Origin of the sequence: Solwaraspora sp. WMMB335 (assembly GCF_049179075.1) — a bacterium.
In the GTDB taxonomy this organism is placed as follows: Bacteria; Actinomycetota; Actinomycetes; order Mycobacteriales; family Micromonosporaceae; genus Micromonospora_E.
Window position 1 is genome coordinate 2,995,001 of the sequence record NZ_JBMHMF010000001.1, and the last position, 25,293, is coordinate 3,020,293.

Annotated in this window: 21 protein-coding genes; 11 read left to right on the top strand and 10 right to left on the bottom strand. The window is 71.5% G+C overall.

Translation table 11 applies throughout. The features are described 5' to 3' along the window. Window positions 1-104: 104 nt before the first annotated feature. Window positions 105-1,541 carry a GuaB1 family IMP dehydrogenase-related protein gene (locus ACN27F_RS12755; protein WP_421433564.1) on the top strand — a complete coding sequence of 479 codons (1,437 nt, stop codon included), beginning with the start codon at window positions 105-107 and terminating at the stop codon, window positions 1,539-1,541. Window positions 1,542-1,595: 54 nt separating this feature from the next. After that, window positions 1,596-2,108, top strand: coding sequence for a MarR family winged helix-turn-helix transcriptional regulator (locus ACN27F_RS12760; protein WP_421433565.1), 513 nt, complete (start codon window positions 1,596-1,598; stop codon window positions 2,106-2,108). On the opposite strand, the gene ACN27F_RS12765 is transcribed toward ACN27F_RS12760, so the two are convergent. The 4 genes from ACN27F_RS12765 to ACN27F_RS12780 all read right to left on the bottom strand — a co-directional run bounded on the left by ACN27F_RS12765 (window position 2,072) and on the right by ACN27F_RS12780 (window position 7,272). Continuing rightward, window positions 2,072-2,935 carry a transglutaminase family protein gene (locus ACN27F_RS12765; RefSeq protein ID WP_421433567.1) on the bottom strand — a complete coding sequence of 288 codons (864 nt, stop codon included), beginning with the start codon at window positions 2,933-2,935 and terminating at the stop codon, window positions 2,072-2,074. The genes ACN27F_RS12760 and ACN27F_RS12765 overlap by 37 nt on opposite strands. Further along, the gene (locus ACN27F_RS12770) at window positions 2,932-3,885 is read right to left on the bottom strand and encodes an alpha-E domain-containing protein (protein ID WP_421433568.1); all 954 of its coding nucleotides are present in this window, start codon (window positions 3,883-3,885) and stop codon (window positions 2,932-2,934) included. Before ACN27F_RS12770 ends, ACN27F_RS12765 begins: the two co-directional genes overlap by 4 nt. After that, window positions 3,879-5,507, bottom strand: a complete 1,629-nt coding sequence (locus ACN27F_RS12775) for a circularly permuted type 2 ATP-grasp protein (protein WP_421433569.1) — start codon at window positions 5,505-5,507, stop codon at window positions 3,879-3,881. Before ACN27F_RS12775 ends, ACN27F_RS12770 begins: the two co-directional genes overlap by 7 nt. A 361-nt stretch (window positions 5,508-5,868) precedes the next feature. After that, window positions 5,869-7,272 (bottom strand): NAD(P)H-quinone dehydrogenase, encoded by a 1,404-nt coding sequence (locus tag ACN27F_RS12780; protein ID WP_421433570.1) that lies wholly within the window; start codon window positions 7,270-7,272, stop codon window positions 5,869-5,871. A gap of 145 nt (window positions 7,273-7,417) precedes the next feature. On the opposite strand from ACN27F_RS12780, the gene ACN27F_RS12785 reads away from it, so the two are divergent. Beyond that, complete coding sequence (locus ACN27F_RS12785) at window positions 7,418-7,873, top strand: gamma-glutamylcyclotransferase (protein WP_421433571.1); 456 nt, start codon at window positions 7,418-7,420, stop codon at window positions 7,871-7,873. Window positions 7,874-7,905: 32 nt separating this feature from the next. On the opposite strand, the gene ACN27F_RS12790 is transcribed toward ACN27F_RS12785, so the two are convergent. The 3 genes from ACN27F_RS12790 to ACN27F_RS12800 are packed head-to-tail and all read right to left on the bottom strand — an operon-like array spanning window position 7,906 to window position 10,274. Continuing rightward, window positions 7,906-8,649, bottom strand: coding sequence for an SCO6745 family protein (locus tag ACN27F_RS12790; RefSeq protein WP_421433572.1), 744 nt, complete (start codon window positions 8,647-8,649; stop codon window positions 7,906-7,908). 55 nt (window positions 8,650-8,704) lie between these two features. Continuing rightward, window positions 8,705-9,628: a hypothetical protein gene (locus tag ACN27F_RS12795; protein WP_421433573.1), complete on the bottom strand. Its 924-nt coding sequence runs from the start codon at window positions 9,626-9,628 to the stop codon at window positions 8,705-8,707. Window positions 9,629-9,644: 16 nt separating this feature from the next. After that, on the bottom strand, window positions 9,645-10,274 hold the full coding sequence (locus tag ACN27F_RS12800) for an MBL fold metallo-hydrolase (RefSeq protein ID WP_421433575.1): 630 nt from the start codon (window positions 10,272-10,274) through the stop codon (window positions 9,645-9,647). A 155-nt stretch (window positions 10,275-10,429) separates the two neighbouring features. On the opposite strand from ACN27F_RS12800, the gene ACN27F_RS12805 reads away from it, so the two are divergent. After that, the gene (locus tag ACN27F_RS12805; protein ID WP_421433576.1) at window positions 10,430-11,572 is read left to right on the top strand and encodes a DUF4349 domain-containing protein; all 1,143 of its coding nucleotides are present in this window, start codon (window positions 10,430-10,432) and stop codon (window positions 11,570-11,572) included. Window positions 11,573-11,645: 73 nt separating this feature from the next. Here the strand turns inward: ACN27F_RS12805 and ACN27F_RS12810 are convergent, their stop codons facing one another. After that, complete coding sequence (locus tag ACN27F_RS12810; protein ID WP_421433577.1) at window positions 11,646-12,905, bottom strand: amidohydrolase; 1,260 nt, start codon at window positions 12,903-12,905, stop codon at window positions 11,646-11,648. 494 nt (window positions 12,906-13,399) lie between these two features. On the opposite strand from ACN27F_RS12810, the gene ACN27F_RS12815 reads away from it, so the two are divergent. From ACN27F_RS12815 to ACN27F_RS12830, 4 genes are all read left to right on the top strand, one after another. Further along, complete coding sequence (locus ACN27F_RS12815) at window positions 13,400-15,469, top strand: protein kinase domain-containing protein (RefSeq protein ID WP_421433578.1); 2,070 nt, start codon at window positions 13,400-13,402, stop codon at window positions 15,467-15,469. A gap of 7 nt (window positions 15,470-15,476) precedes the next feature. Then, complete coding sequence (locus ACN27F_RS12820) at window positions 15,477-17,204, top strand: phospho-sugar mutase (protein ID WP_421433579.1); 1,728 nt, start codon at window positions 15,477-15,479, stop codon at window positions 17,202-17,204. Window positions 17,205-17,308: 104 nt separating this feature from the next. Further along, window positions 17,309-19,396: a hypothetical protein gene (locus ACN27F_RS12825; protein WP_421433580.1), complete on the top strand. Its 2,088-nt coding sequence runs from the start codon at window positions 17,309-17,311 to the stop codon at window positions 19,394-19,396. Window positions 19,397-19,439: 43 nt separating this feature from the next. Continuing rightward, entirely contained in the window at window positions 19,440-19,934 is a 495-nt protein-coding gene (locus tag ACN27F_RS12830; protein WP_421433581.1) for an NUDIX hydrolase, read from the top strand. A 46-nt stretch (window positions 19,935-19,980) separates the two neighbouring features. On the opposite strand, the gene upp is transcribed toward ACN27F_RS12830, so the two are convergent. Next, the gene (gene upp / locus ACN27F_RS12835; RefSeq protein ID WP_421433583.1) at window positions 19,981-20,613 is read right to left on the bottom strand and encodes a uracil phosphoribosyltransferase; all 633 of its coding nucleotides are present in this window, start codon (window positions 20,611-20,613) and stop codon (window positions 19,981-19,983) included. After that, entirely contained in the window at window positions 20,594-21,895 is a 1,302-nt protein-coding gene (locus tag ACN27F_RS12840) for a glycosyltransferase (protein ID WP_421433585.1), read from the bottom strand. Before ACN27F_RS12840 ends, upp begins: the two co-directional genes overlap by 20 nt. Window positions 21,896-22,020: 125 nt before the next feature. On the opposite strand from ACN27F_RS12840, the gene deoC reads away from it, so the two are divergent. The 3 genes from deoC to ACN27F_RS12855 are packed head-to-tail and all read left to right on the top strand — an operon-like array spanning window position 22,021 to window position 25,278. Beyond that, window positions 22,021-23,007, top strand: coding sequence for a deoxyribose-phosphate aldolase (deoC, locus tag ACN27F_RS12845; protein WP_421433587.1), 987 nt, complete (start codon window positions 22,021-22,023; stop codon window positions 23,005-23,007). Window positions 23,008-23,012: 5 nt separating this feature from the next. Then, a complete protein-coding gene (locus ACN27F_RS12850) occupies window positions 23,013-24,443 on the top strand; it encodes an aldehyde dehydrogenase family protein (protein ID WP_421433589.1) in 1,431 nt (476 codons plus the stop codon). Then, window positions 24,436-25,278 (top strand): aldehyde dehydrogenase family protein, encoded by an 843-nt coding sequence (locus ACN27F_RS12855; RefSeq protein WP_421433591.1) that lies wholly within the window; start codon window positions 24,436-24,438, stop codon window positions 25,276-25,278. Before ACN27F_RS12850 ends, ACN27F_RS12855 begins: the two co-directional genes overlap by 8 nt. The last annotated feature ends 15 nt before the right edge of the window (window positions 25,279-25,293 follow it).

The following is a 25,293-nucleotide window of genomic DNA, read 5'->3' on the forward strand; positions in this document are numbered from 1 at the left end:
CCCGGCCGGAGCATCACCGCGACCGCCGTGATCTGGAGCTACGGCACTCGGGCCGCAGGTCGGATCCGCGCATGCCCGCCCGGACGGGCGGGCATGATGACCGAGTGCGGTTCACATCCGGTGCGCCCAGCGCACACGAGCTCACCTACAACGACGTCTTCATGGTGCCCAACCGCTCCGACGTGGCGTCGCGCCTCGACGTGGATCTGGCCACCACGGACGGCACCGGCACCACCATCCCGATCGTGGTCGCCAACATGACCGCGGTGGCCGGTCGGCGGATGGCGGAGACTCTCGCCCGCCGGGGCGGTCTCGCGGTGATCCCGCAGGACATCCCGATCGAGGTCGTCACCGAGGTGATCGCCTGGGTCAAGCGACGACACCTGGTGTACGACACCGCGCTCAGCCTCGCCCCGTCCGACACCGTCGGCGACGCGATCCACCTGCTGCCCAAGCGGGCCCACGGCGCGGTGATCGTCGTCGAGGCGGGAATCCCGGTCGGCATCGTCACCGAATCCGACTGCGCGGGTGTGGACCGCTTCGCCCAGCTGCACGAGGTCATGTCGACCGAGTTGCTGACCGTGCCGGACAGCACCGATCCGCGTACCGGATTCGACCTGATGGCACAGGACCGCCGCCGGGTGGCCCCGGTCGTCGACGGCGACGGCCGCCTCGTCGGAGTGCTGACCCGGGCCGGGGCACTGCGCGCCACGCTCTACCGGCCGGCGCTCGACGCCGCCGGGCGGCTACGGGTCGCCGCCGCCGTCGGCATCAACGGTGACGTCGCGGGCAAGGCCGCCGCGCTGCTCACCGCCGGGGTGGACACGCTCGTCGTCGACACCGCGCACGGCCACCAGGAGCGGATGCTGGCGGCCCTACGTACCGTCCGTGGGCTCGATCCGGCGGTGCCGGTGGTGGCGGGAAACGTGGTCGCCGCCGCCGGCGTCGACGATCTCATCGACGCCGGCGCCGACATCGTCAAGGTCGGTGTCGGGCCGGGCGCGATGTGTACCACCCGGATGATGACCGGGGTCGGCCGGCCGCAGTTCTCCGCCGTGCTGGAGTGTGCGGCGGCGGCCCGTCGCCGTGGCCGGCACGTCTGGGCCGACGGCGGGGTGCGCTACCCGCGCGACGTGGCGCTCGCTCTCGCCGCGGGGGCGGCCAACGTGATGATCGGTTCCTGGTTCGCCGGCACCTACGAATCACCGGGGGACATCTACACCGACGCCGACGGCCGTCGCTACAAGGAGAGCTTCGGGATGGCCTCGGCCCGTGCGGTCAGCGCCCGTACCGCCGACGACAGCCCGTTCGACCGCGCCCGCAAGGCGGTCTTCGAGGAAGGGATCTCGTCCGCGCGGATGTTCCTCGACCCGGTCCGGCCCGGTGTCGAGGATCTGATAGATGAGATCGTCGCAGGTGTACGCAGCGCCTGTACCTACGTCGGGGCAGCCAATCTGACCGAGTTCCACGACCGGGCGGTCCTCGGTGTCCAGAGCGCCGCCGGCTACGCCGAAGGAATGCCGGTGGCGGGCAGTTGGTGACCGCACTATGTTGAGCCACGAAACAGCCTGCGGGCGGGAACGGACGGAGCCACAGTGACGCCTGATCGGGAAGGAACCGTCGCCGAGCTCGGACAGTTGCTGTGGTGGCACGCCCAGGAGGCGTACCGGGTGCAGGCCGCCGTCGGTGACCAGCTCGGACTGCACGTCACCGACCTGGCCTGTCTCAACACCCTGAGTACGCAGCAGCGCACGACCGCAGGTGAACTCGCCGACCGGCTCGGGGTGACCACCGGGGCGGTCACCCGGATGACCGACCGGCTCGCCGAGCGCGGCTACGTACGCCGTAGCGCCGACCCGGCCGACCGCCGGCGGGTGCTGATCGAGCTGACCGCCGCTGCGGTGGCCGAGGTCGGACCCGCCTATCAGGAGGTCAGCAGGGATCTGGCGGCCACGGTCGCCGCCTGCACCGATGAGCAGATCCAGTTCCTGATGGACTTCCTGCGCCAGCGCATCGTCAGCAGCCGCCGGATGACGGCACACCTTCGCGGGCAGCGGCGCGACGAACCGGATCAGCGCAGCCGGGTGAGCACCACCTCGACGCCCTGACCGGTGTTGGCCGGGCCGGCGTACACGCCCTTGAGCGGCGGCACGTCGGCGTACTCGCGCCCCCGGCCGACCACGACGTGCCGTTCGCCGACCGGGATCCCGTTGGTCGGGTCGAACGCTGTCCACCGGCCGGCCCACCACTCCACCCAGGCGTGGCTCTGCCCCACCACCCGCTCGTCGGTCACCGCTGACGGGCTCGGATGCAGGTACCCGGAGACGTATCGGGCGGGGGCGCCGATCACCCGCAGCAGCCCCACCACCAGGTGGCTGATGTCCTGGCAGACGCCTTTGCGCTGACGCCAGGCGTGCACCGCGTCGGTCTGCACCCCGGTCGCGCCAGCGGTGTAGGCGACTTCCTCGCGCACCCGCTCGCAGATGGCCAGCGCGGCGGCGTGCGGGGTCGGCTGGGTTGCCCGTACCGACTCGGCCAGCTCGGTGAGCTCCCCGTCCAGGGCGGTACGAGGGGTGGGCAGGAGGAACTCGTGCCAGCGGTCCACCTGCTCCGGGCTGGCCAGCTCGGTCCAGCCCGCGCCGGCGTCGGCGTCCAGCAGGTCCCCCGGCGGCAGGGTCTCCACGGTGGATGTGGCGGTGACCTCCAGCGTGTCGTGCGGGGTGTGAACGTCGAACGCGGTGACCACGGTGCCCCAGTAGTCCTCGTACCGGTAGGTCCGGGCCGGCGGGAACGCTTCGATGCGGGCCTCCAGCACCGCCTGCCGTGGCTCGTTGCGCGGCGACATCCGCGCCTCGTTGTACGACGAAACCACCTTGCCCGCGTAGCTGAACCCGGTGCGGTGCTCGACCTTCAACCGCCAGCCGCGCACGCTCACGCCACCGCCTCCGACAACCAGGTCACCGCCGAGGTCTGGCGGAAGTAGCGCCGCGACACCGCGTCGTTGACGTGCGAACAGGTGCGTTCGAGGCTGGCCAGCACGGCGGCCAGATCGGTCAGCAGCTCGTCGGCGCCGCGGAACTCCAAGTTGTTGCGGGCCCGCCCGATGATCCGCTGCGCGTCGGTGACCGCCCCGTGCCGGCCGGTGGAGCCCGGCCCCGCGCTCGGTTCCAGCTCGATCAGACACGACTCGGCGGTGGTCAGCGCGGCGAACACCGACCGGGGGAAGAGCCGGTCCAACAACAGGAACTCGGCGGCGAACTGGTCGTCGAGAGAACCCCGGTAGGTGCGCAGGAACGTCTCCCAGGCGCCGCAGGAGCGCAGCAGGGTCAGCCAGGACGGAATGCTACCGCCGGCGCGTTCGTGGGTGGACAGCAACCGGGCGGTCATGTCGACCCGTTCGATGCTGCGGCCGAGCACCAGGAACAGCCAGCCCTCGTCGCGGCTCATGGTGGCGTCGGTGAGCCCGGCCATCAGCGCACACCGCTCCCGTACCCAGCGGAAGAACGCGTGCACCCCCTGCTGCTCGACCCGGCGCCGGGCGTCGGGCAACCCGTGCCAGGTCGCGTTGAGGCACTCCCACATCTCCGAGGAAATGGTCTCCCGCGCGCCGCGTGCGTTCTCCCGGGCGGCGGCCAGTGCACCCACGACCGAGCTGGGGCTGCGCTCGTCGAGGCCGAGCAGGCCGACCAGCCGCGCCACGGAGACCGGCTGGTCGTCGACGGCTACGCCCATCACCGCCAGCAGTGACCGGCAGGCGGTCGGTTCGTCCACCCACGGGTCGGAGATGATCCGGTGCAGGTGTACGTCGAGGATGCGGGCGGTGTCCTCGGCCCGCTCCACGTAGCGGCCGATCCAGTACAGCGACTCGGCGATCCGGCTCAACATCGCACGCCCCTTTCCTGCCGTACCACCGCTGGCTCTTGTGCCTGCTGCTGCTGTTGCTGCTGCTGTGCGGTGGTGGCGTCGCCACCACCCGGACCGGGGTCGGGCAGCGGCGACGGCTCGGACGGCTCGCCGAGGCGTGGGGCGAGCTCGGCCAGCACCGGCGCGTCATCCGGGTGGGGGGTGGCCGACGGGGATGCCAGCACCCAGGTGTCCTTCGAACCACCGCCCTGGCTGGAGTTGACCACCAGCGCTCCCTCCGGCAGCGCGACCCGGGTCAGGCCACCGGGCAGCACCCAGACCCGCTCGCCGTCGTTGACCGCGAACGGACGCAGGTCCACGTGCCGGGCCCGCAGTCGATTGCCGACCAGGGTGGGCACCATGGACAGCGCCACCTCCCGCTGGGCGACCCAGCCCCGCGGATCCATCTGAATCCGCTCCCGTACCCGGGCCAACTGCTCGTCGGTGGCCTGGGAACCGATCACGATGCCCGCTCCACCCGAGCCGTCGACCGGCTTGAGCACCAGTTGGTCCAGCCGATCGAGCACGTGTGCCAGCACGTCCGGGTCCTCGTCGGGCCGGTGGGTCTCCACATTGGGCAGGATCGGTTCCTCGGCCAGGTAGTACCGGATCAGCTCGGGGACGTACGTGTAGAGCAGCTTGTCGTCGGCGACGCCGTTGCCGACCGCGTTGGCGATGGTGACCCGGCCCGCCCGGGCCGCGTTGAGCAGGCCGGCGACGCCGAGCACCGAGTCGGCCCGAAAGTGCACGGGGTCGAGGAATTCGTCGTCGATACGCCGGTAGATCACGTCCACCCGCTGCTCACCGGCGGTGGTGCGCATCGAAACCTCGTTGCCGACGCAGACCAGGTCCCGGCCCTCGACCAACTCGACGCCCATCTCCCGGGCCAGCAGTGCGTGCTCGAAGTACGCCGAGTTGTGCACGCCGGGGGTGAGCACCACCACGGTCGGCTCGCTCACCCCGACCGGGGCGGCGGCCCGCAGCGCGCGCAGCAGTTGGGCCGGGTAGGACTCGACCGGCCGGATCCGGGTCGAGGCGAACACCTCGGGCAGGACCTGCGCCATCGCCCGCCGGTTCTCCATCACGTAGCTGACCCCGGAGGGAACCCGGACGTTGTCCTCGAGGACCCGGAACGTGCCCTGCTCGTCGCGGATCAGGTCGACCCCGGCGACATGGATGCGTACGCCGTTGTGCGGGGTGATGCCGGCGGCTTCCCGATGGAAATGGGCGCTGGTCACCACCAGCCGTCGGGGCACCACGCCGTCGGCGAGCACGTGCGCCGGCCCGTAGATGTCGGCGAGGAACGCCTCCAGTGCGCGTACCCGTTGGGCGACCCCGGCCTCGACGGTGCGCCACTGGTCGGCGGCGATGATCCGCGGCACGATGTCCAGCGGGAACGGCCGTTCGACGCCCTTGAGTGCGAACGTGATGCCCTGATCGAGGAAGGCTCGGGCGAGCACCTCGGCGCGGATCTGCAGCTCGGCGCTGGACAGCGGCTGCAGGGTGGCGTGCAGCGCCTCGTACGTCTGTCGGGGCATGCCCGGCTCGCCGAACATCTCGTCCCAGCCGGGGCCGAGGTGGTAGTCCTCGAACAGATCGGCCATCGGCCAGCCCCGCCCTTCCTCCCGGCGCCTGCGGTCACCTCACCCCGTGGGTCCTGCCCGACGAAGGTCGAGCCTCTCCTGCATCACACCACGGTCCTCGGCAACCTGCATCTTCGTGATCTCCGCACGGTACGCCGGACTCGTTGCGTACGGGTAACACCGCTCGCCCCGCCCGCCGCCCGCCGCCCGCCGCCCAAGATCGTCGGGCAGACAGAAGGGCGGGCTGCCGACACGGGACCTGCCGGCAGCCCGGGCGCTCCACGACCACCGTGAACGGGGGGATCCGGGGGTAGCGGATGTTGCCGCGTCAACCGTACGCCGTTGCGACCGGTTCCCGCCGCCCCAGCCGGTTTTCAACCGGTCACTCTTCGTCGTGCCACATAAGTTGACGTGCGGCTTCAGCGATTGATCCGGACAACGAAGGATAAATTGTGATTGTGTGCGCCAACTGACTGACCGTCATGTGGTTCTCCACCGCCACCGTGATCGGCATGATCAACTCGCTGGCCCTCGGCGCCACCACCACCCCGCCGATGATCTGACCGCTCGCCGGCCGGCAGAACAGCTTGACGAAGCCGTCGTGCAGGTCGGCCATCTTCGCCCGGGCGTTGCCGGCCAGCGGCAGCATCACCTGCCGGGCCGGTACCCGGCCGTCGTCCACCTCGTTCTGCGACACTCCGACCGTGGCCAGCTCCGGATCGGTGAAGACGTTGGCCGCGACGGTACGCAGCCGCAGCGGCACCACCGCCTCGCCCAGGGCGTGCCACATGGCGATCCGCCCCTGCATGGCGGCGACGCTGGCCAGCGGGAGCACACCGGTGCAGTCACCGGCGGCGTAGATGCCGGGCACGTTCGTCCGCGACACCCGGTCGACCGGAACGAAGCCGCTGTCCGCGACCGTGACGCCGTACTCCGTCAGGCCGAGCCCGTCGGTGTTCGGCACCGAGCCGACCGCGATCAGCGCGTGCGATCCGGTCACCGTACGGCCGTCACTGAGCCGGACCTCGACGCCGTCGCCGACACGGGTGACCGCCTCGGCCCGGGAGTTGTTCAGGATCGTCATACCACGGGCCCGGAACACCTGCTCGATCGCGGTCGCGGCATCCGGGTCCTCGTGCGGCATCACCCGGTCGCGGCTGGAGACCAGGGTCACCGGCACCCCCATGGCCAGGTAGGCGCTGGCGAACTCGGCACCGGTGACGCCGGAACCGATCACGATCAGCCGCTGCGGTAGTTCCGGCAGGTCGTACACCTGGCGCCAGGTGAGGACCCGCTCGCCGTCCGGGACAGCGGAGGCCAGCACCCGAGGGGTGGCGCCCGTGGCGATCAGTACGATCGAAGCCTCGATCGCATACTCAGAGTCACTGCCATGCGGGCTGACGACCACCCGATGGGTGTGACCGAGCGTGTCCTCGCCGAGCCGGGCGGTACCAGCGACGAAGGTCACGCCCGCCTTGACCAGTTTGCTGTGCACGTCGGCGGACTGGGCGAGCGCAAGTCGTTTGACCCGCTCGTGCACGGCTGTGGCGTCGACGGTCACCGCCTCCAGACCGTCCGAGTGGATGCCGAACTCCTCCGTGTCCCGGTAACCCGTGACAACCTCCGAGCTGGCGATGAAGGTCTTCGACGGGACGCAGTCGGAGAGCACGCAGGCACCACCGGCACCGTCGGCTTCGATCACCGTGACATCGGCCCGCAACTGCGCCGCGACCAGCGCCGCCTCGTAGCCGGCCGGGCCACCGCCAATTATGACTATCCGCTTCAAGACGACCTTCTCCCCAAATTAGAACTTATGCTGGCAGTTCTACCGCCCGGTCCCGGCCAGCCGCCGGGCGCTCCGCCGGGTGCCCGACACGCGACACGCACACTCGTATTCTCCCCCACCCCGGTGCCGGGCTATCGTCATCGCCGTGCGTCACTACGCCGCGTATGGCTCGAACCTCGACCCCGCTCGGATGCGTGCTTACTGTCCGCATTCGCCCATGGTGGGCACCGGCTGGCTGGAAGGCTGGCGGCTCACGTTCGCCGGCGAGGGGGTGATCGGCTGGGAAGGGGCGGTCACCACCGTCGTGGAGTCACCGGGTGACCGGGTCTTCGTCGCACTTTACGACGTCCACCCCTGGGACGCCGCCCAGCTCGACGAGGTCGAGGGCGCGCTGTCCGGCACCTACCGGCGGCTCACCGTTCGAGTGGCCACGCTGGACGGCGAGGTGACCGCCTGGGTCTACGTCTTCGACGGCTACGAGGGCGGGTTGCCGACCGCCTGGTACCTGTCGGAGATCGCCAACGCGGCGGAGAAGGCGGGCGCGCCCGACGACTACGTCGCCGCGCTGCGCGCCCGGCCTACCCGTACCGCCACCACCTGACCCGGTGGACCGGCCAGGCCACCGTCGTGTCGTCAGGTCGTCGGCTGGATGTGTGCCAACGCGTCGGCGAGCAGGGTGACCAACTCCCGCCGCTGCGCCGGGTCGATCACCGTGAACGCCTGCCCGGCCAGCCGGTTGGTCACCTGATCGGCCCACAACCGACGGCGGATCAGCGGGCCGACCGGCGGCCACGGCGGCGACCAGCCGGCGGCGACCGCGCCGTTGGGTCCCTCCGGACCGCTGAGGATCGCCTCCACCGGCGTCAGCCCCGCCACCCGTACGGCGAGCAGGTGCGCACCCGAGCGGTGTTCGGACAGTAGCCGGACCGCCACGGCGGCTTGTGCGCCGGCTGATTCGTCCGGCCGCGGCATCGCCCGCCAAGCGGCGAACAGTGGCATCGCGGTGGCGTCCGCCGCTCGCACCACCGGGCTGGCCAGCTCGACCAGCCGGTCCACGCCGGTGAACTCCCCCAGCCGCTCGACGCCCCAGCGGCAGCACTCGGCCATGGCCACCGTGGCGACCTGCTGCGGCGTGCTGACAGCGCAGGCCGCGTCCCAGCCCTCGGTGACCGCGTCGGGCGCGATGAAGCCGATCGCGGCGGCGACCGTCTGCGCGGTCACCGGGCCCAAGGCGCCGGCGCGGCCGGCGACGTGGAACGCCCAGCCGCTCAGCCCCAGCTGCCGGGACCGGCGCAGGGTGCCCGGGCATTCGCTGTAGGCCGTGCTCAACTCGTGCAGGCTACGCCGGCACGCCCCGGCGGCCTGGTCGGCAATCACGCGTCCTAGCCTCTCGCCCACGCCGCACGACGGCGACCGTGGCAGTTGACGCATGTCACCGGTCGGACCACCGCTGCGGCAGATCCTCCAGCGCGGCCGCCACGTCGCCGACGTAGCGTCGGGCGGCGGACGCTGACCGTTCCGCTGTCTTGCGGGCCACCTTACGACGCGCCAATTCCTGCTCGGCGGCGGATCGGCGACGCTCCCATTCGGCCAGTTGACGGTGTGCCTCGGCGACCGTCTCAGCGGCCTCGTGCTCGGCGGCGGCGGCCCGGGCGAGGTCGGCCTGGGCGGCCCGCTGTCCGGCGTTGGCTCTGTCGAGTTCCACGGTGAGTCGCTGCCGCCGCGCGGCCAGCTCACGATCGGCCAGCTCACGATCGGCCAGCTCACGCTCAGCCGGCTGCGGTGCCCGGCCCTGCTCGGCGGCGGGCCGCGTCCGGGCAGTGGGTGGCGGCACCTCGTCGTCCGGGCCGACCAGGCGCAGCCGCGGGCGGGGCACCTCGCCGAAGCCGGCGTAGTCCACCGCCCGGACCAACCGGCCGGAGCGCACCTGGGCGGCGATCTGCTCGTCGGCCAGGGCTGCGGACAGAGTCGCCTCCACCTCGGCCAGCGGCAGCTTGCCCGATGCGGTGCCGGGATCCGCCTCGGCGGCGAGCTTGCGGGCCTCGGCGACCAGCCCGTCGACCAGCGCCCGCCGCCGGCTGGACAGTTCGCGCAACGCGGGCCCGCGCAGCTGTCGTTGGGCGTCCCGCAACTGCCCGGAAAGCTCCACCAGCCCGTCGATCAGCTCCGGACGGCGCAGCGCGAGCAGGTTGACCAGCCAGGCGGCCACCGTCGGCTTGCGCAGCTGCCCGATCGCCCGGGCGGCGGCCGGATCGTCGCCCCGGGCCGCGGTCACCGCCTCGGTGCGGGCGGTGACGAACCGCGCCGGCGGCAACACGTACAACTGCGCGACGACCTCGGCGGGCACCCCTGCCACGACGGCGACCGCCCGCTCAGCGCAACGTGGTGCCGGCCGCCAGCCGGGTGTACTCGCACCCGGCCAGCTTGGTCATGTTGCTGTCGGTGACCGTGTGACCGGCGTCGTTGAGCAGCCCGTCGTGCAGGGCGAAGGCCCGGCGCGGGGCGACCGCCCGGACGAAGTCGACCGCCTCGGACAGTTTCAGCCATGGCGCGGATACCGGTACGAACAGCGTGTCCACCTGCGCGTCGGCCGGCACGTCGAACGAGTCGCCGGGGTGGTAGACCGAGTCCGCGACGAGGAACCCCAGGTTCGGCACCCGCGGGATGTCCGGGTGGATCTCCGCGTGCCAGCCGCCGTACGCCCGCACCGGTATCCCGGCCGCGGTGAAGGTGTCCCCGGACTCGACCGTGGTCACCACGTCGCCGATCTGTTCCAGTTTGGACCTGACGGCTGGGTGGGTGTGGACGGTCACCGACGGACGGGTGGCCAGCGCGTCGGCGAGTAGATCGACGTTGAGGTGGTCGAAGTGCTCGTGGGTGATGAGGACCGCGTCGACGCCGTCGAGCGCGGCCGGCTCGCTGAACGCGCCCGGATCGATCACCAGTACCGCACCGTCGTGTTCCAGCCGTACGCAGGAATGCCCGAACTTGGTCAACCGCACCGTGACTCCTAGCCAACCGAATCGTGATCTGACAACCGAATCGTGATCTGCCGCCTCGCAGTCTGCCGGAACCGGGCGCCGCGCGCCGCGCGTCTCAGCGACACCGGGTGCAGATGTGAAACGAACAGATGTAGGACGAGTACGAGGAGAACCCCTTGATAGCGAAGAGTAGGCGCAACCACCGGCGGCTCGGTGGCCGGCGCGGCGTGGCCGCGGCCGGCGCCGTGACCCTGCTCGGACTGGTGATCCTGAGCGGCTGCTCGGGATCGGATTCCGGCGAGTCGACGGACATGTCGACGCAGGCCGAGGCACCGGTGCAGGAGGACGGCGGCGCGGCGGACGGCGCGGACACGGCCGGCGGCGGCGCGGTGGAGCGGCAACGGGAGGCCGCACCCGCTGACGACAGCGCGCAGGAGGCGTCCGCCGGTGGTGCCGCCCCGGCGGATCTGCGGGTCGGCAACCGCTCGATCATCTATTCCGGATCGATAACCATTGAAGTAACCGAGGTCTCGGCGAAGGCCGCCGAGGCGGCCACCATCGCCCGGTCCGTCGGCGGATTCGTCGGGCGCGACCAGCGGTCGGAGTACGACTCGTACGGGCGGGCGACGCTGGAGCTACGAGTGCCGGCCGCCGAGTTCGACGTCGTGGTCGACCGGCTGTCCCGACTGGGTGAGGAACTGAGCCGGGAGCTGAGTACCCAGGACGTCACCGAGGAGGTGATCGACCTGGACGCCCGGATCGCCACCCAGGAGGCGCGGGTGCGCAGCGGCCGGGCGTTGCTGGCCCGCGCCGAGACGCTGGCTGAGCTGGTGATGTTGGAGGGCGAACTGGCCAGACGGGAAGCTGATCTGGCGGCGCTCCAGGCCCGCAAGCGCGGCCTGGACGATCTGATCACCCTCTCACGAATCACCGTCGAACTGGTCGGCCCGGACGCGACGCCGCCCGAGGAGGAGTCGGAACTCGGCTTTCTGAGCGGGCTCGCGGCCGGGTGGCGGGCGTTCGTCGCGTCGTTGCGGGTGCTGGTCACCGTGATCGGCGCGTTGCTGCCCTGGCTGATCGCGCTCGGCGTACCGGCACTCGGGGTGCTCTGGCTGGTCCGGGCGGTGAACCGGCGGACCCGGCTGGCGACCTCGCCGGGACTGACGACGGCCACGGTACCCACGCCACGCGAAGGCGCCGAACAGACGGGGACGCAGCCAGACAGCGCGGAATCCGAGTCCGGCGCGGAACGGACCGGCACGGCCGAAGGCGCGGCGGACCGGCCAGCCGGCAAGGGCGCGCAGCCGCCACACGAGTAGGGCGGCCCGCGACACCGGTAGGGCGGCCAAGACGGATACCGGGTGGTGGCGCGGTCCGCGCCACCACCCGGTGTCAACCCGCCTCGGGTGCCTGCAGCACGGTGTGCACGAGCAGCCGTACGCCGACCCCGATCGCCCGCTCGTCGACGTCGAACGACGCCCGATGCAGGTCGCTGCCGGGTTCGGCGCGGCCCACACCGAGCCGGGCCAGGGCTCCGGGCACGTACTCCAGGTACCAGGAGAAATCCTCACCGCCCATGCTCTGCGGCGTGTCGGCGACCGCGGCCGGGCCGAGCGCGGCGCTGGTGGCGGCGGTCAGTACGCCGATCGCGGCGGCATCGTTGATCACCGGTGGCCGGCCGCGCAGATACTCGATGTCGACGGTGGCACCGGTAGGGGCGACCACTTCCCGGATGATCTGGGTGACGATCTCCGGGGCGGCGTCCCAGGTCGCCCGGTCGAGCACCCGCAGGGTGCCGGCGGCGCTCGCCTCGTTGGGGATGACGTTGTACTGGGTGCCGGCCGAGGCCTGACCGAAGACCAGCAGCAGCCCGGAGTTGGCCGGCACTCGCCGGTTGACCAGGGCGGGCACCTCGGTCACCAGCCGGCCGAGGGCGTTGACCAGGTCGACCGTCAGGTGCGGGCGGGCGGTGTGCCCGCCCGGGCCGGACAGCCGGACGCTGATGTTGTCGGCGGCGGCGGTGATCGGCCCGACCCGCAGCCCGACCTTGCCGACCGGCAGGTTGGGGTCGCAGTGCAGGGCGTAGATCTGACTGACGTCCTCCAGCCCGCCGGCCGCGACGACCTCCAGCGACCCGCAGGGCAGAATCTCCTCGGCGGGCTGGAAGATGAGCCGGACCCGCTGGTTGAGTTCGCCGCGTTCGGCGAGCTGGGCCAGCAGCATGGCCGCGCCCAGCAGGACCGTGGTGTGCACGTCGTGCCCGCAGGCATGGCAGACACCGGCCGCGGTCGACCGGTAGGGCACGTCCTTGACGTCGGTCAGCGGCAACGCGTCGATATCGGCGCGCAGCGCGACCACCGGAGCACCGGGCGGTCCGGCCTCGATGTCGCAGAGCACTCCGTTGCCTTTGGGCAGCAACCGCGCGGTCAGTCCCATCGTGGAAAGCTGATGGGCGATGAAGGCGGCGGTCTCGAACTCGTGGCCGGACAGCTCGGGGTGGGCATGCAGATGCCGCCGGATCGCGGTCAGCTCCGGACCACGGACGTCGAGCAACTGGTCCAGCCCGGCAGGCAGGGGTTGGGCGCCTGGCAGTGGATCGGGCCAGGACGACGCCATCTCGCTGCCGGTGGGCAACGTCAACGCACTCGTCACGTCAGATTCTCGATCACTGTGGATGGGATGGGACGGAGACAGCCTAGACCGGAGCCGGTAACGCTGCGCAACATCATTCGGGTAGTGACCGCATCGCGTATTGTCATGGAATGCCTGGTAGAGGCGTTCAGACCGCTGCGGTCCGCCCCGAATGTCACCATCGAAGGCAGCCATCGGTCCCACACCTCCTACAGCGCGTAACGACGGAGGCAGACACGCGGCCGTCGGTTCGCCCACGAACTGACGGATATCCGACTCTTGCCGACCCCACACCCGGTTGTCACCGACCACCCGCGGCAGGTCACGATAGCTAGTTGCGGCGCGGTGAGGAGTTGTGCACCGAGCGTCCGATCTGGTGTACATTGAGCTATCACACAACGACACAGAGTGGACTTCTCACCAACCTCGGCGCGTGGCTTTCGTTCCGCCGAGTGACCCAGCAAGATAGAGGGGTTGGTTCCCCGGCCCCTCGATTTCTCTCGGCGGCATTTCCTGTGACTCAGATTCCGACGTGGAGTGGCGGACCAGTCAGCTCTACCAGCGCGCGGGCGGCACCTGGCACCACCATCGGTGGCCGGTACGCGCTGCGTGCCGCGGTCGGGCACGGCGGTATGGGCACCGTCTGGCGCGCCACTGACACCCTGCTCCGACGTGACGTTGCGGTCAAGGAGGTCGTCCTTCCCCCGGGACTGGCCCCCAGCGACCGCGACGCGATGTACGAACGCACCCTGCGCGAGGCACGTGCCGCCGCCGCCCTGCAACATCCGGCCGTCGTCCAGGTCTACGACGTGGTCACCGAAGCCGGCCGGCCCTGGATCGTGATGGAGTTGCTGGACGCCCGCAGCCTCGCCGACATGGTGATCGACGACGGCCCGATGGCCCAGCGCGCGGTCGCCAAGATCGGAATCGCGCTGCTCGGCGCGTTGGAGGTCGCTCACGCGGTGGGGGTGCTGCACCGCGACGTGAAACCGGCCAACGTGCTGATCTGCTCCGACGGCCGGTGCGTCCTCACCGACTTCGGTGTCGCCCGGATGCCGACCGACGTGCAGCTCACCACTCCCGGCATGGTGCTCGGCTCCCCACATTTCATCTCCCCGGAGCGGGCCATGGGCCAGGACTTCGGGCCACCGAGTGATCTGTTTTCCCTCGGCGTTACGCTCTACACCGCGGTCGAGGGGCGTCCTCCCTTCGACAAGGGTGATCCGATCGAGACGATGCACGCCGTCGTCGAGGACCCACCGGCGGCGCCGGTACGCTCCGGTCCGCTGACCGAGGTACTCCTCGGCCTGCTGGAGAAGGATCCGGCGCACCGGTTCGACGTACCCACCGCGCGCAGCATGCTGCGCGAGCTGCTCGCCGGCCCGCTGGCCAGCAAGGCGCCGGCGAACCTGGTCACCGACCCGTACGCGGTCGTCTCGGTCCAGCGCCCACCCGCCTGGCAGTTGCAGGCCCAGGCGAGCGCACCGCCGCCGCCCCAGCAACCGCAGCCGACCGGAAAGATCGGCGGTCGGGCGATGTTGGGGCCCAACGAGTCACTCACCGACCGGCTCAACGAGTTGCGCAGAGCGGGCCGGCAGATGCCGACCGCCGCCCAATGGTCGGCCGCCGGACTCGATCAGGCCTACCCGACGTCCCCGGCCAGCGGCCCGGTCAGTCCAGCCGCGCCACACAGCCCGGCCGGCCCGACACCGGTCAGCCCGGCCACCGGACCCACCCGGGCCACCCCTGTGGTCGGTCCGGCCGGCGTTCCCGGCCCGCGCGGCCGGCACGCCGGGCCCGGCCAGGAATTGCTCACCCCGACCGGCGCGATGCCGACACCGAGTTGGAGCGACGGCCCGCAGGGCTGGGGACAGGGCCACCGGCCGACCGACCGGTCGACCGGCGACGGTGCCACCGCGGGAGCCATGCTCGACCGGGCGATCGCCAGCTTCCGGCAGGCCGGCGGCACGGTGGTCACCAAGGTGAAAGCCTGGGACCGCAAGGTGCAGATCGGTGCCGCCGCCGGCGCCACCCTACTGGTGCTGCTCGCGTCCACCCTGCTGTTCAACAGCGGTGACGAGCCGCAGGGACCGACCCTTGTCGCGCCCACCAACATCGAGCCGCCGGGTCCCTCGTTCGAAACTCAGACGTACGCCGACCGCGGTCTTTCGGTCAACGTCCCGGACGGCTGGGTCAAGACCGGCGCCGGTGTCTGGGTCGACTACACCGACCCCGACGACGGTGGTCGCCGGGTGCGGATCCTCGTCGAGAACGCGGGGCCGAGCACCCAGCCGCTGCCGTTCCTGCGCAGCGCCGGCGAACGCCTGTCCACCAACCGTGGCAGCTGTGACGAGCCGTACGAACAGATCGCGCTCGTCGAGGCCGAGGTCGCCGGCAAGCCGTCCGCCGAACTCGAGTACACCTGCGGAGCGGAGTCGAACAAGCGACACGGCATCTGGCGAGCGGTCATGCACGACAGCAAGGCGTACTCGTTTTTCATGACGACGCCCGACGCGCGGTTCGCGGAGAGCAAGCCGATCTTCGACGAGATGATCCGTTCCTTCCAGCTGGCCGAGGCGGGCTGATCGGCAGATGGTCCCCGACGAACGGGACACGCTGCGGGCACAGGTGGCTGCGTGGCTGGCCGACGAGCCGGATCCGGCCGCCCGCACCGAGCTGCGGGAGCTGCTCGACCGGCTGCCCGGCAGTGCCGACGAGCTGGCGGACCGGTTCTCCGGTCCGCTGACCTTCGGCACCGCCGGGCTACGCGGCCCGCTACGCGCCGGTCCCCACGGGATGAACCTGCAGGTGGTGACCAGGGCTGCGGCCGGGCTCGTACGCTGGTTGGCCGCGGCCGGCGCGACCGGACCGCTGGTGATCGGCTACGACGCCCGGCACGGCTCGCGGGCCTTCGCGGTACGCACGGCGGAGGTGGCCACCGGTGCCGGGCGGGACGCGTACCTGCTGCCCCGCCCGCTGCCCACCCCGGTGCTGGCCTACGCGGTACGGGCGCTGGACGCCGCTGCCGGGGTGATGGTCACCGCCAGTCACAACCCGCCCCGGGACAACGGCTACAAGGTCTATCTGGGCGCCGGGCTCGGCGGGGTCGCCGGGGCCGGCGCCCAGATCGTGCCGCCGGCGGACGGCGAGATCGAAGCGGCGATCCGGGCCATCGGCCGGCTGGCCGAGGTGCCGCTCGGCGGTCCCGGCAAGACGCTCGACGACGAGGTGGTCGCCGGATATCTGCGCTCGGCTGCCGCAGTGGTGCGTCCCGCCGCGCCTCGGGCGTTGACCGTGGCGTACACACCGCTGCACGGCGTCGGCGCGGCGGTGGTCCGGGACGCGTTTGCCGCAGCCGGTTTCCCGGCCCCGCTGGTCGTGGCGGAGCAGGCCGAACCGGATCCCGATTTTCCCACGGTGGCCTTCCCCAACCCGGAGGAGCCGGGCGCGATGGACCGGGTGGTCGCGCTCGCCCGCGAGCACGACGCCGATCTGGCCATCGCCAACGACCCGGACGCGGACCGGTGCGCGGTCGCCGTGCCGGTACCGGACCCAACACCGGCCGGGGGCACCGTCGGTAGCGGCTGGCGCATGCTGCGCGGCGACGAACTCGGCGCGTTGCTCGCCGACCACCTGATGCGACAGGGCCGGCACGGCCGGTACGTCACCACGATCGTCTCGTCGTCGCTGCTGCGGGCGCTGTGCGCGGCGCGTGGCGAGCCGTACGCGCAGACCCTCACCGGCTTCAAGTGGATCGTGCGCGCCGGAACGGACGAGGCCACCGCTACGGCTACGGACGCCCGCCGGGCACCGGTGCCGCTGGTCTTCGGCTACGAAGAGGCTCTCGGCTACTGCGTCGCCCCCGACCACGTCCGCGACAAGGACGGCATCACCGCAGCGCTGATGGTGGCTGAGCTGGCCGCCGGACTCAAAGCGGACGGGCGGGATCTGCTGCAGCGGCTCGACGAACTCGCCGTCGAGTTCGGCGTGCACCAGACCGACCAGCTCGCCGTACGGGTCGAGCAGCTGGACGAGATCACGGCGGCGATGGCGCGGCTGCGGGCCGACCGGCCGGCGACCCTGCTCGGCGAGCCGGTCACCGCGTTCGAGGACCTGCTGCCCGACGCGGACGTGGTCGTCGTGCGCACCGGCACCGCCCGGGTGGTGGTACGCCCCTCCGGCACCGAACCGAAGCTCAAGGCGTACCTGGAAGTGGTGCAGCCGGTGGCCGACGGCGACCCGGCTGGCGCGCGGGAACGGGCCGGCGCGGCACTGGTCAGGTTGCGGGCGGAGATGGCAGCCGCGCTGCGCATCGCGTGACGATCACACCGGACTGAATCATCACCTTATGCCAGATGGATCCGATAAATGAGATCCGGCCCGATAAACGTGACCTTCACCTATCGTAGGTCGTTTATCCGGACATGCTGGCTCACCTCGCCTCGTCGCCACCACCACCGACACCACCACCACCGGCCACACCACCACCACCGGCCACCCCGGCACCATTGGCCACCCCGACACCACCGACCACCCCGACACCACCGACTCCGTCGCCGTTGCACCGGCGGCGTCTACTGCACCGGCTGGCCACCCGGCCCCATCAGGTCGCTGGCTGCTGGTTCGCCGGGCTGCTCCGCACACCGGCACCCAGGCACGGCGAGCCACTGCGGCGGTGGACGATCGTCGACGGTCGGTCGACGCTCGCGGTGGTCGACGAGTCCGTCACCGCCCTCAACGCCTACCGCCGCAACCTGCGCCTGGTCACCGACGCGCTCGACCGCGCCGGGATAGCTCACTTCGTCATCCCGGACAGCACCGGCCTGCGCAGCCGGGTCGGCGTACCGGAGCCTGCCCGGCGATCCGCCCTGCGGGCGCTGGCCGGCGTCGCCGATCTGGTCGCCGCCGTACCCGGCCGGCGGGCCCGCCGCTTGTCTAGTCGGCGTCGCGGCGGCCTGTCCGGGCGGCGGGCCCGACGGCTGCGCCACGCCCCGGTGGTGCAGGCCTTCCAGCCGGTCACCAGCCCGGCCGGGGAGCTGACCTTCGGCGCGGAGCTCGCCTGCGAGATCGAATTCTGGCCCGCCGACGGCGACCAGTTGCGGGCGCCGCGCGCCAACGAGTTCACCGTCGCGCTGGCGACCGGTTCGGCACGGGTACGGGTCACCGAGGACGAGGTCAGCGCGTTCGCACCGGAGGACCCGATCGCGCGGTACGTGACCCGCGCCGGCTTCGCCCAGCGGCCCGCCGGGTGGCCGGACTTCCCGGTCGATCTGGTCTGCTGCTGGGCCGATCCGGACGACCCCCGCTGGCGGTTACGCCAGCGCCGGGCGCTGTCCCAGCAGGAAACGGCGACGACGACCCGGCGGACCCGGTCCCGGCGTCGGCGACCCGCCCGAGCCGGCGGCGGCCATGGCCGACATGCCGACGACACCCCGCGCTGGACCGGCGACGCGACCGGTGGGGACAGCGACAGCGCCGGTTGGACCAGCGGCGAACGGTTGCGCTACCTGCTGCGCTCGGTTCATCTACACGCCCCATGGATCCGGCGGATCTTCCTGGTGACAGCCAACCAGCTGCCGCACTGGCTGGATGTCGACCAGCCTCGGCTGACCGTGGTCGACCACCGGGAACTGCTCGGTGCGCACACCCTGCTGCCCACCTTCAACCCGTACGCGGTGGAGTCGGCGCTGCATGAGATCGACGGTCTCGCCGAGCGTTTCCTCTACCTGCCCGGCGACGTCTACCTGGGCCGTCCGGTCACCCGCAGCACCTTCTTCGAAGCCAACGGAGTACCGCGGGTGCTGCTCGACGGGTCCCCGCCAGAGGTCGAATGTCGACAGCTGATCTCGGCACAGTTCGACCGGCTGGTCACCGCCGGCGTACCGGGTGGCGTGCCACTGCCGCTGCGTCGGTCCACGCTCGCCGACATCTGTACCAGCCTGCCCGACCTGGTCACCGGGATCCGGAGTCATCAGCTCAGCCAGGCCGGCGACGTGTCGCTGGTACGGTCACTGCACCACCATTGGTCGTTCCTGCACGGCACCGCCGTGCCCGGGCAACTGCGGTGGCACCAGGCCACTCTGGACGGGGCGGGTACGCGGCAGTGGCTGCACCGGCTACTCGACCGGCGCGACCTGGACGCGTTTCGCCTCGACATGTCCAGCGAATCCGCCACCTCTGGCCGTGGCCGTGATCCGGACGCGGGCGACCCGCAGGAGACGGCATCGCGGCTGGCGTACGACTTTCTCGGACGGTACTTCCCGACCGCCGCGCCGTTCGAGGTCAGCGCCGAGGTGGCCGCCTCGCGCGTCCCGTTCACCGCCACCGAGCTGGCTCAACGACTATTGCGGCCGCCGGTCGGGCGTTATCCTGCCAGTCCACTGGTCCGGATGCGTCCGCCGGTCGAGACGTTCCAGCCACGTCCGCCGGTCGAGACGTCGCGTGACGAGATTGGCTGTTCCGGGCGGGCCGGTCAGGACCTCGATGTCCTGGTCGCACACCGCTGCGGGTGACCACTCACCGGACCGACGGCACCGGTCCGCCTAGAGTGGCCCGGTGCAGGCGATACTCGCGACCCTGGGCTATGTGCTGTCAGCCGACCGCGGTCAGGTGCTGATGGTCCGCCGGGACACCCGTCCCGACGACATCCACTTCGGCTACTACAACGGACTCGGCGGCAAGCTGGAACCGGGCGAGGACGTGGTCAGCGGCATGCGCCGGGAGATCCGTGAAGAGTCCGGCCTGGAATGCCGGACGGTGGACCTGGCCGGCACCATCTCCTGGCCGGGTTTCGGTCGGCAGGGGGAGAACTGGTTCGGCTTCCTGTTCCGGATACCGCACTGGTCGGGCCAGGTCCGACCGGATTGTCCGGAGGGCACACTGATCTGGACCGACCTGGCCGACATGCTCGCCGGGCGGGTGCCGATGTGGCCCAGCGATCGGCACTTCCTGCCGCTGGTGTTCGCCGAATCGCCGGCCGTCTTCCACGGCGTGATGCCGTTCGCCGACGGCACCGCGACCGGCTGGAGCTACACCGACACCGCACACTGACACCGCACACCGACACCGACGACGCACCCGAGCGACGGGCTGGTGGTCAGAACCGTGGCATGCCGCCGAACTGCCGGTCGCCGGCGTCACCGAGCCCCGGCACGATGAACATCTTGTCGTTGAGCCGCTCGTCGATCGAGGCGGTGACCAGCCGCAGCGGCAGACCGGAATCCGCCAGCCGCTCGATCCCGGCCGGAGCGGCGAGCGCGCAGATCACCGTGATGTCGGTGCAGCCCCGGTCGGCGAGCAACCGGCAGCAGTGCTCCAGCGAGCCGCCGGTGGCCAGCATCGGATCGAGCACCAGCACCGCGATGCCGCCCAGGTCGACCGGCAGCGACTCCAGGTAGGCACGCGGCCGGAAGGTCTCCTCGTCGCGGGCCAGCCCGACGAAGCCCATGGACGACTCCGGCAGCAACGCCAACGCCGAGTCGGCCATACCCAGGCCGGCTCGCAGCACCGGGACCAGCAGCGGCGGGTTGGCCAGCCGGGTCCCGTCGGTCGGCGCCACCGGGGTGGTCACCGGATAGGTCTGCACCGGAAGGGACCGCGCCGCCTCGTACACCAGCATGGTGGTGAGTTCGTGCAGCGCGGCGCGGAACGCCGCCGAGTCGGTCCGGGCGTCACGCATCGCGGTCAGCCGGGACTGGGCCAAGGGGTGGTCAACTACGAGTACGTCCACGAGCGTTGAACCTACTCGCCAGCCCGACGGCCGACGCATACACCTCGGCGATCGCCTCGGCGTACCGGGCCGGAGTGTGCGCGGCGGCCCGCCCCGCCGCGGCAGCCGCTATCCGCCGGGCGCTGTCCGGGTCGAGCAGCAGGCGGAGCACTCCGGTGGCCAGCCCGCCCGGGTCCGGATCGGCGCAGACCGCGGCGCCGGCGAGCGCGCCGTGCGCGTGCAGCGCCCGGTCCACCAGCACCACCGGTACGCCGGCCAGCCCGGCCTCCTGCAGCACGAGTGCCTGGGTGTCGGTGCGTGACGGGAAGGCGAACACCTCGGCGGCACCGTACGCGGCGGCCACCACCTCGGGCGGCTGCTGTCCGGTGAGCGTCACCCGCTCGGCGACCCGAGGGTCGGCCAAGCGCAGCAGCCCGGCGAGCCAGCGCGGCTCGTAGAGGGCACCGACCAGCACCAGACGCGCGTTCGGGCAACCGGCCAGGACCTGCTCGAACGCCGAGATCAGCAGTTCGATGCCCTTCTCCCGGTTGACCCGGCCGACGTAGAGGACCACCCGGTCGCTGGGCGCGATGCCGTGGCCGTACCGGAAGTCGTTGATCTGCCGTGGTGTGGTGGGTCGCGGCGCGACACCGGTCGGCACCAGGTGGACCCGCTCGGCCGGCACCGGCAGGTGGATCCGGTCCAGCACGGCCCGGGTCGGCACCACGACCGCGTCCGCTCCACCCAGCAGCAACGTGTTGGTCGCGTCCATGGCGGCCCGACGGCGGGCGACCGCGCCGCTGGCCATCGGCCGGTGGTCACGGGCGTGGCTGGCCGGTGCGGCGGCCGGGCGTGGTACGCCGAGCCGGCGGGCGTACAACCGGACCCCGGCGCTGAGCGCGCGGGCCGGCACCCGGTAGGCGTCGGCGTAGGCGTGCAGGTCGGTGTGGTACGTCTGGACCAGCGGCAGGCCGAGCCGGCGCGCGGTGAGTACGCCGAGCAGCCCGACCGGGCCGGGAGTGTGTACGTGTACCACGTCAGGGCCGACCGCGGCGATCTCGGCGATCGTCCCGGTGGCCGCCGCGCCACGCAGCAGCCACGGCGACAACCGCAGGTCGGCCACCCCGCAGGGTAGTGCGCGCAACCGCAGCACGTCCGGTTCATCCGGCTGGTCCGGATGGCGGGGCACCACGGTCAGCCCTGGATGACCAGCGGTGGTCAGTGCCGCCGCGAGAGTCCGCAACGAGGTGACCACCCCGTCCCGGCGGGGCAGGTACGTGTCGGTGAAGTGCACTGCTCGCACGTCAGGGACGGTGGGTCACCCGGCTCAACATGATGTAACGGTAAGCCAACGGCATCGTTAAGTCTGCTCGTCCGATCGGACCACGCTCAAGATCGTGAAGTGCGGGGCGACGTAGACTCGCGGGCATGACAGCGGCGACCACAGCAGCGCCGGTCGGCCATGACACGGCGCCCACCGGCCACGACCTGGCCGAGGTGGGGCGGTCCCCGGCCACCCTGCGTACCTTCCTGCACGGGTTGCCCGGAGTCGACCAGGTCGGGGCGGACCAGCGGGCCGCGATGCTCGCCACCCGCTCGATCAAGACCACCGCCAAGGCGTGGGCGATCGATCTGGCCATCCGGATGGTCGACCTGACCACCCTGGAAGGCGCCGACACCCCGGGCAAGGTACGGGCGCTGGGTGCCAAGGCACGCCGCCCGGACCCGACCGACGCGGGCTGCCCACCGGTCGCCGCGGTCTGTGTCTACCCGGCGATGGTGCCGGTCGCCGCCGAGGCGTTGGCCGGCTCCGGCGTCCACCTGGCCAGCGTCGCCACCGCGTTTCCGGCCGGGCAGGCACCACTGGACGTGAAGCTGGCCGACACCCGGGCAGCGGTCGCCGCCGGTGCCGACGAGATCGACATGGTGATCAGCCGAGGGGCGTTCCTGGCCGGGCGCTACCACGAGGTGTACGACGAGATCGTGGCGGTCAAGCAGACCTGCGGCGACGCCCACCTCAAGGTCATCCTGGAGACCGGGGAGCTGGCCAGCTACGACAACGTGCGCCGGGCCTCCTGGCTGGCGATGCTGGCCGGCGCCGACTTCATCAAGACCTCCACCGGCAAGGTGCCGGTCGCGGCCACCCTGCCGGTCACCCTGATCATGCTGGAGGCGGTCCGCGACTTCCACGCCGTCACCGGCCGGCGGATCGGGGTGAAACCGGCCGGCGGAATCCGCACCACCAAGGACGCGATCAGGTACCTGGTGCTGGTCAACGAGACCGCCGGTGACGGCTGGCTGACCCCCGACCTGTTCCGCTTCGGCGCCTCCAGCCTGCTCAACGACCTGCTGATGCAGCGGGCGAAGCTGGCCACCGGAGCGTACTCCGGTCCCGACTACGTCACCCTGGACTGATCGCCGTGTTCGACTACGCACCCGCTCCCGAGTCCCGCTCGGTCGTCACCATCCGCGACTCGTACAGCCTGTTCATCGGCGGCGAGTTCGTCGACCCGGCCGACGGCGGCGCGGTCAAGTCGGTCAACCCGGCCACCGAGGAGGTGCTCACCGAGGTCGCCGAGGCCGGTCCGGGTGACGTGGACCGGGCGGTGGCCGCCGCGCGCACGGCGTACCAGCGGGTCTGGGCTGTGATGCCGGGCCGCGACCGGGCCAAGTACCTGTTCCGGATCGCCCGGATTCTCGCCGAACGCAGCCGTGAGCTGGCCGTGCTCGAATCATTGGACAATGGCAAGCCGATCCGCGAGTCCCGTGATGTCGACCTGCCGCTGGCCTCGGCACACTTCTTCTACTACGCCGGCTGGGCGGACAAGCTGGGCTACGCCGGGTTCGGTCCAGGTCCCCGCCCGCTCGGTGTCGCCGGGCAGGTCATTCCGTGGAACTTCCCGCTGTTGATGCTGGCCTGGAAGATCGCTCCGGCGCTGGCGGCCGGCAACACCGTGGTGCTCAAGCCGGCCGAGACGACCCCGCTGACCGCCCTGCTGTTCGCCGAGATCTGCCAGCAGGCCGACCTGCCGCCCGGCGTCGTCAACATCGTCACCGGGGCCGGCGCGACCGGTCAGGCCGTGGTCGCCCATCCCGGCGTCGACAAGGTCGCCTTCACCGGATCCACCGAGGTCGGCCGGCAGATCGCCCGCACGGTCGCCGGCAGCCGCAAGAAACTCACCCTGGAGCTGGGCGGCAAGGCCGCCAACATCGTCTTCGACGACGCCCCGATCGACCAGGCCGTCGAGGGCATCGTCAACGGCGTCTTCTTCAACCAGGGACACGTCTGCTGTGCCGGGTCCCGACTGCTGGTCCAGGAATCGATCGCCGAACCGCTGCTGGAGTCGTTGCGGCGGCGGATGGCCCGGCTGCGCGTCGGCGACCCGCTGGACAAGAACACCGACGTCGGGGCGATCAACTCGGCCGCCCAACTCGACCGGATCCGTACGCTGGCCGCCGCCGGTGCCGACGAAGGCGCGCAGGCCTGGTCGCCACCGTGTGAGCTGCCCGAGCAGGGCTTCTGGTTCGCACCGACCATCTTCACCGGGGTCAGCCAGGCGCACCGCATCGCCCGGGAGGAGATCTTCGGGCCGGTGCTGTCCGTGCTGACCTTCCGCACCCCGGCCGAGGCGATCGAGAAGGCCAACAACACGCCGTACGGGTTGTCGGCCGGGATCTGGTCGGAGAAGGGTTCCCGGATCCTGTGGGCCGCCGACCGGCTGCGTGCCGGAGTGGTGTGGGCGAACACGTTCAACAAGTTCGACCCGACCTCGCCGTTCGGCGGCTACCAGGAATCGGGCTACGGTCGTGAGGGTGGCCGGCACGGGCTGGAGGCGTACCTCGATGTCTGACAGTGGCACCGCCTCCGTACGGGTCGCCGTCCGCAAGACGTACAAGCTGTTCATCGGCGGGAAGTTCCCGCGCAGCGAGTCGGGACGGACGTATCCGGTGCAGGAGGCCAACGTGGCGCTCGCCTCGCGCAAGGATCTGCGGGACGCGGTCGTCGCCGCGCGGGCGGCGGTCAAGGGCTGGTCGGGCGCGACCGCGTACAACCGGGGGCAGATTCTCTACCGGGTCGCCGAGATGCTGGAGGGTCGGCGCGAGCAGTTCGTCACCCTCGGCGAGCCGGCCGCCGAGGTGGACGCGGCGATCGACCGCTGGGTCTGGTACGCCGGCTGGTCGGACAAGCTGCCCCAGGTGTACGGCGGAGCGAACCCGGTCGCGGGCCCGTACTTCAACCTGTCCGCTCCGGAGCCGACCGGGGTGGTCGGCGTCGTCGCACCGGCCCAGCCGTCGCTGCTCGGGCTGGTCAGCGTGGTCGCACCGGTGATCGTCAGCGGCAACACGGCGGTGGCGCTCGCCTCGCCGACCAGGCCGCTGGCCGCGGTCACCCTGGCCGAGGTGCTGGCCACCAGCGACCTGCCCGGCGGGGTGGTCAACATCCTCACCGGACGGATCGCCGAGACCGCACCGTGGCTGGCGTCGCACCTGGACGTCAACGCGCTCGACCTGACCGGGGTCACCGACCCGGAGTTGGCGACCGAACTGGAGCAGGCCGCCGCCGGCAACCTCAAGCGCGTGCTGCGCCCGGCGGTCACGCCGATCGACTGGTCGGCCGATCCGGAAACCCGGCGGATGACCACGTTCCTGGAGACCAAGACCGTCTGGCATCCCAAGGGGGTGTGATGTCGCGGCGCACGG

Excerpts from the sequence above, each read along its gene's own strand:
- ACN27F_RS12770 (WP_421433568.1), bottom strand. The coding sequence starts at position 3,885 with ATGTTGAGCCGGATCGCCGAGTCGCTGTACTGGATCGGCCGCTACGTG.
- ACN27F_RS12775 (WP_421433569.1), bottom strand. The coding sequence starts at position 5,507 with ATGGCCGATCTGTTCGAGGACTACCACCTCGGCCCCGGCTGGGACGAG.
- ACN27F_RS12820 (WP_421433579.1), top strand. The coding sequence starts at position 15,477 with ATGGTCCCCGACGAACGGGACACGCTGCGGGCACAGGTGGCTGCGTGG.
- ACN27F_RS12825 (WP_421433580.1), top strand. The coding sequence starts at position 17,309 with ATGCTGGCTCACCTCGCCTCGTCGCCACCACCACCGACACCACCACCA.
- deoC (WP_421433587.1), top strand. The coding sequence starts at position 22,021 with ATGACAGCGGCGACCACAGCAGCGCCGGTCGGCCATGACACGGCGCCC.
- ACN27F_RS12855 (WP_421433591.1), top strand. The coding sequence starts at position 24,436 with ATGTCTGACAGTGGCACCGCCTCCGTACGGGTCGCCGTCCGCAAGACG.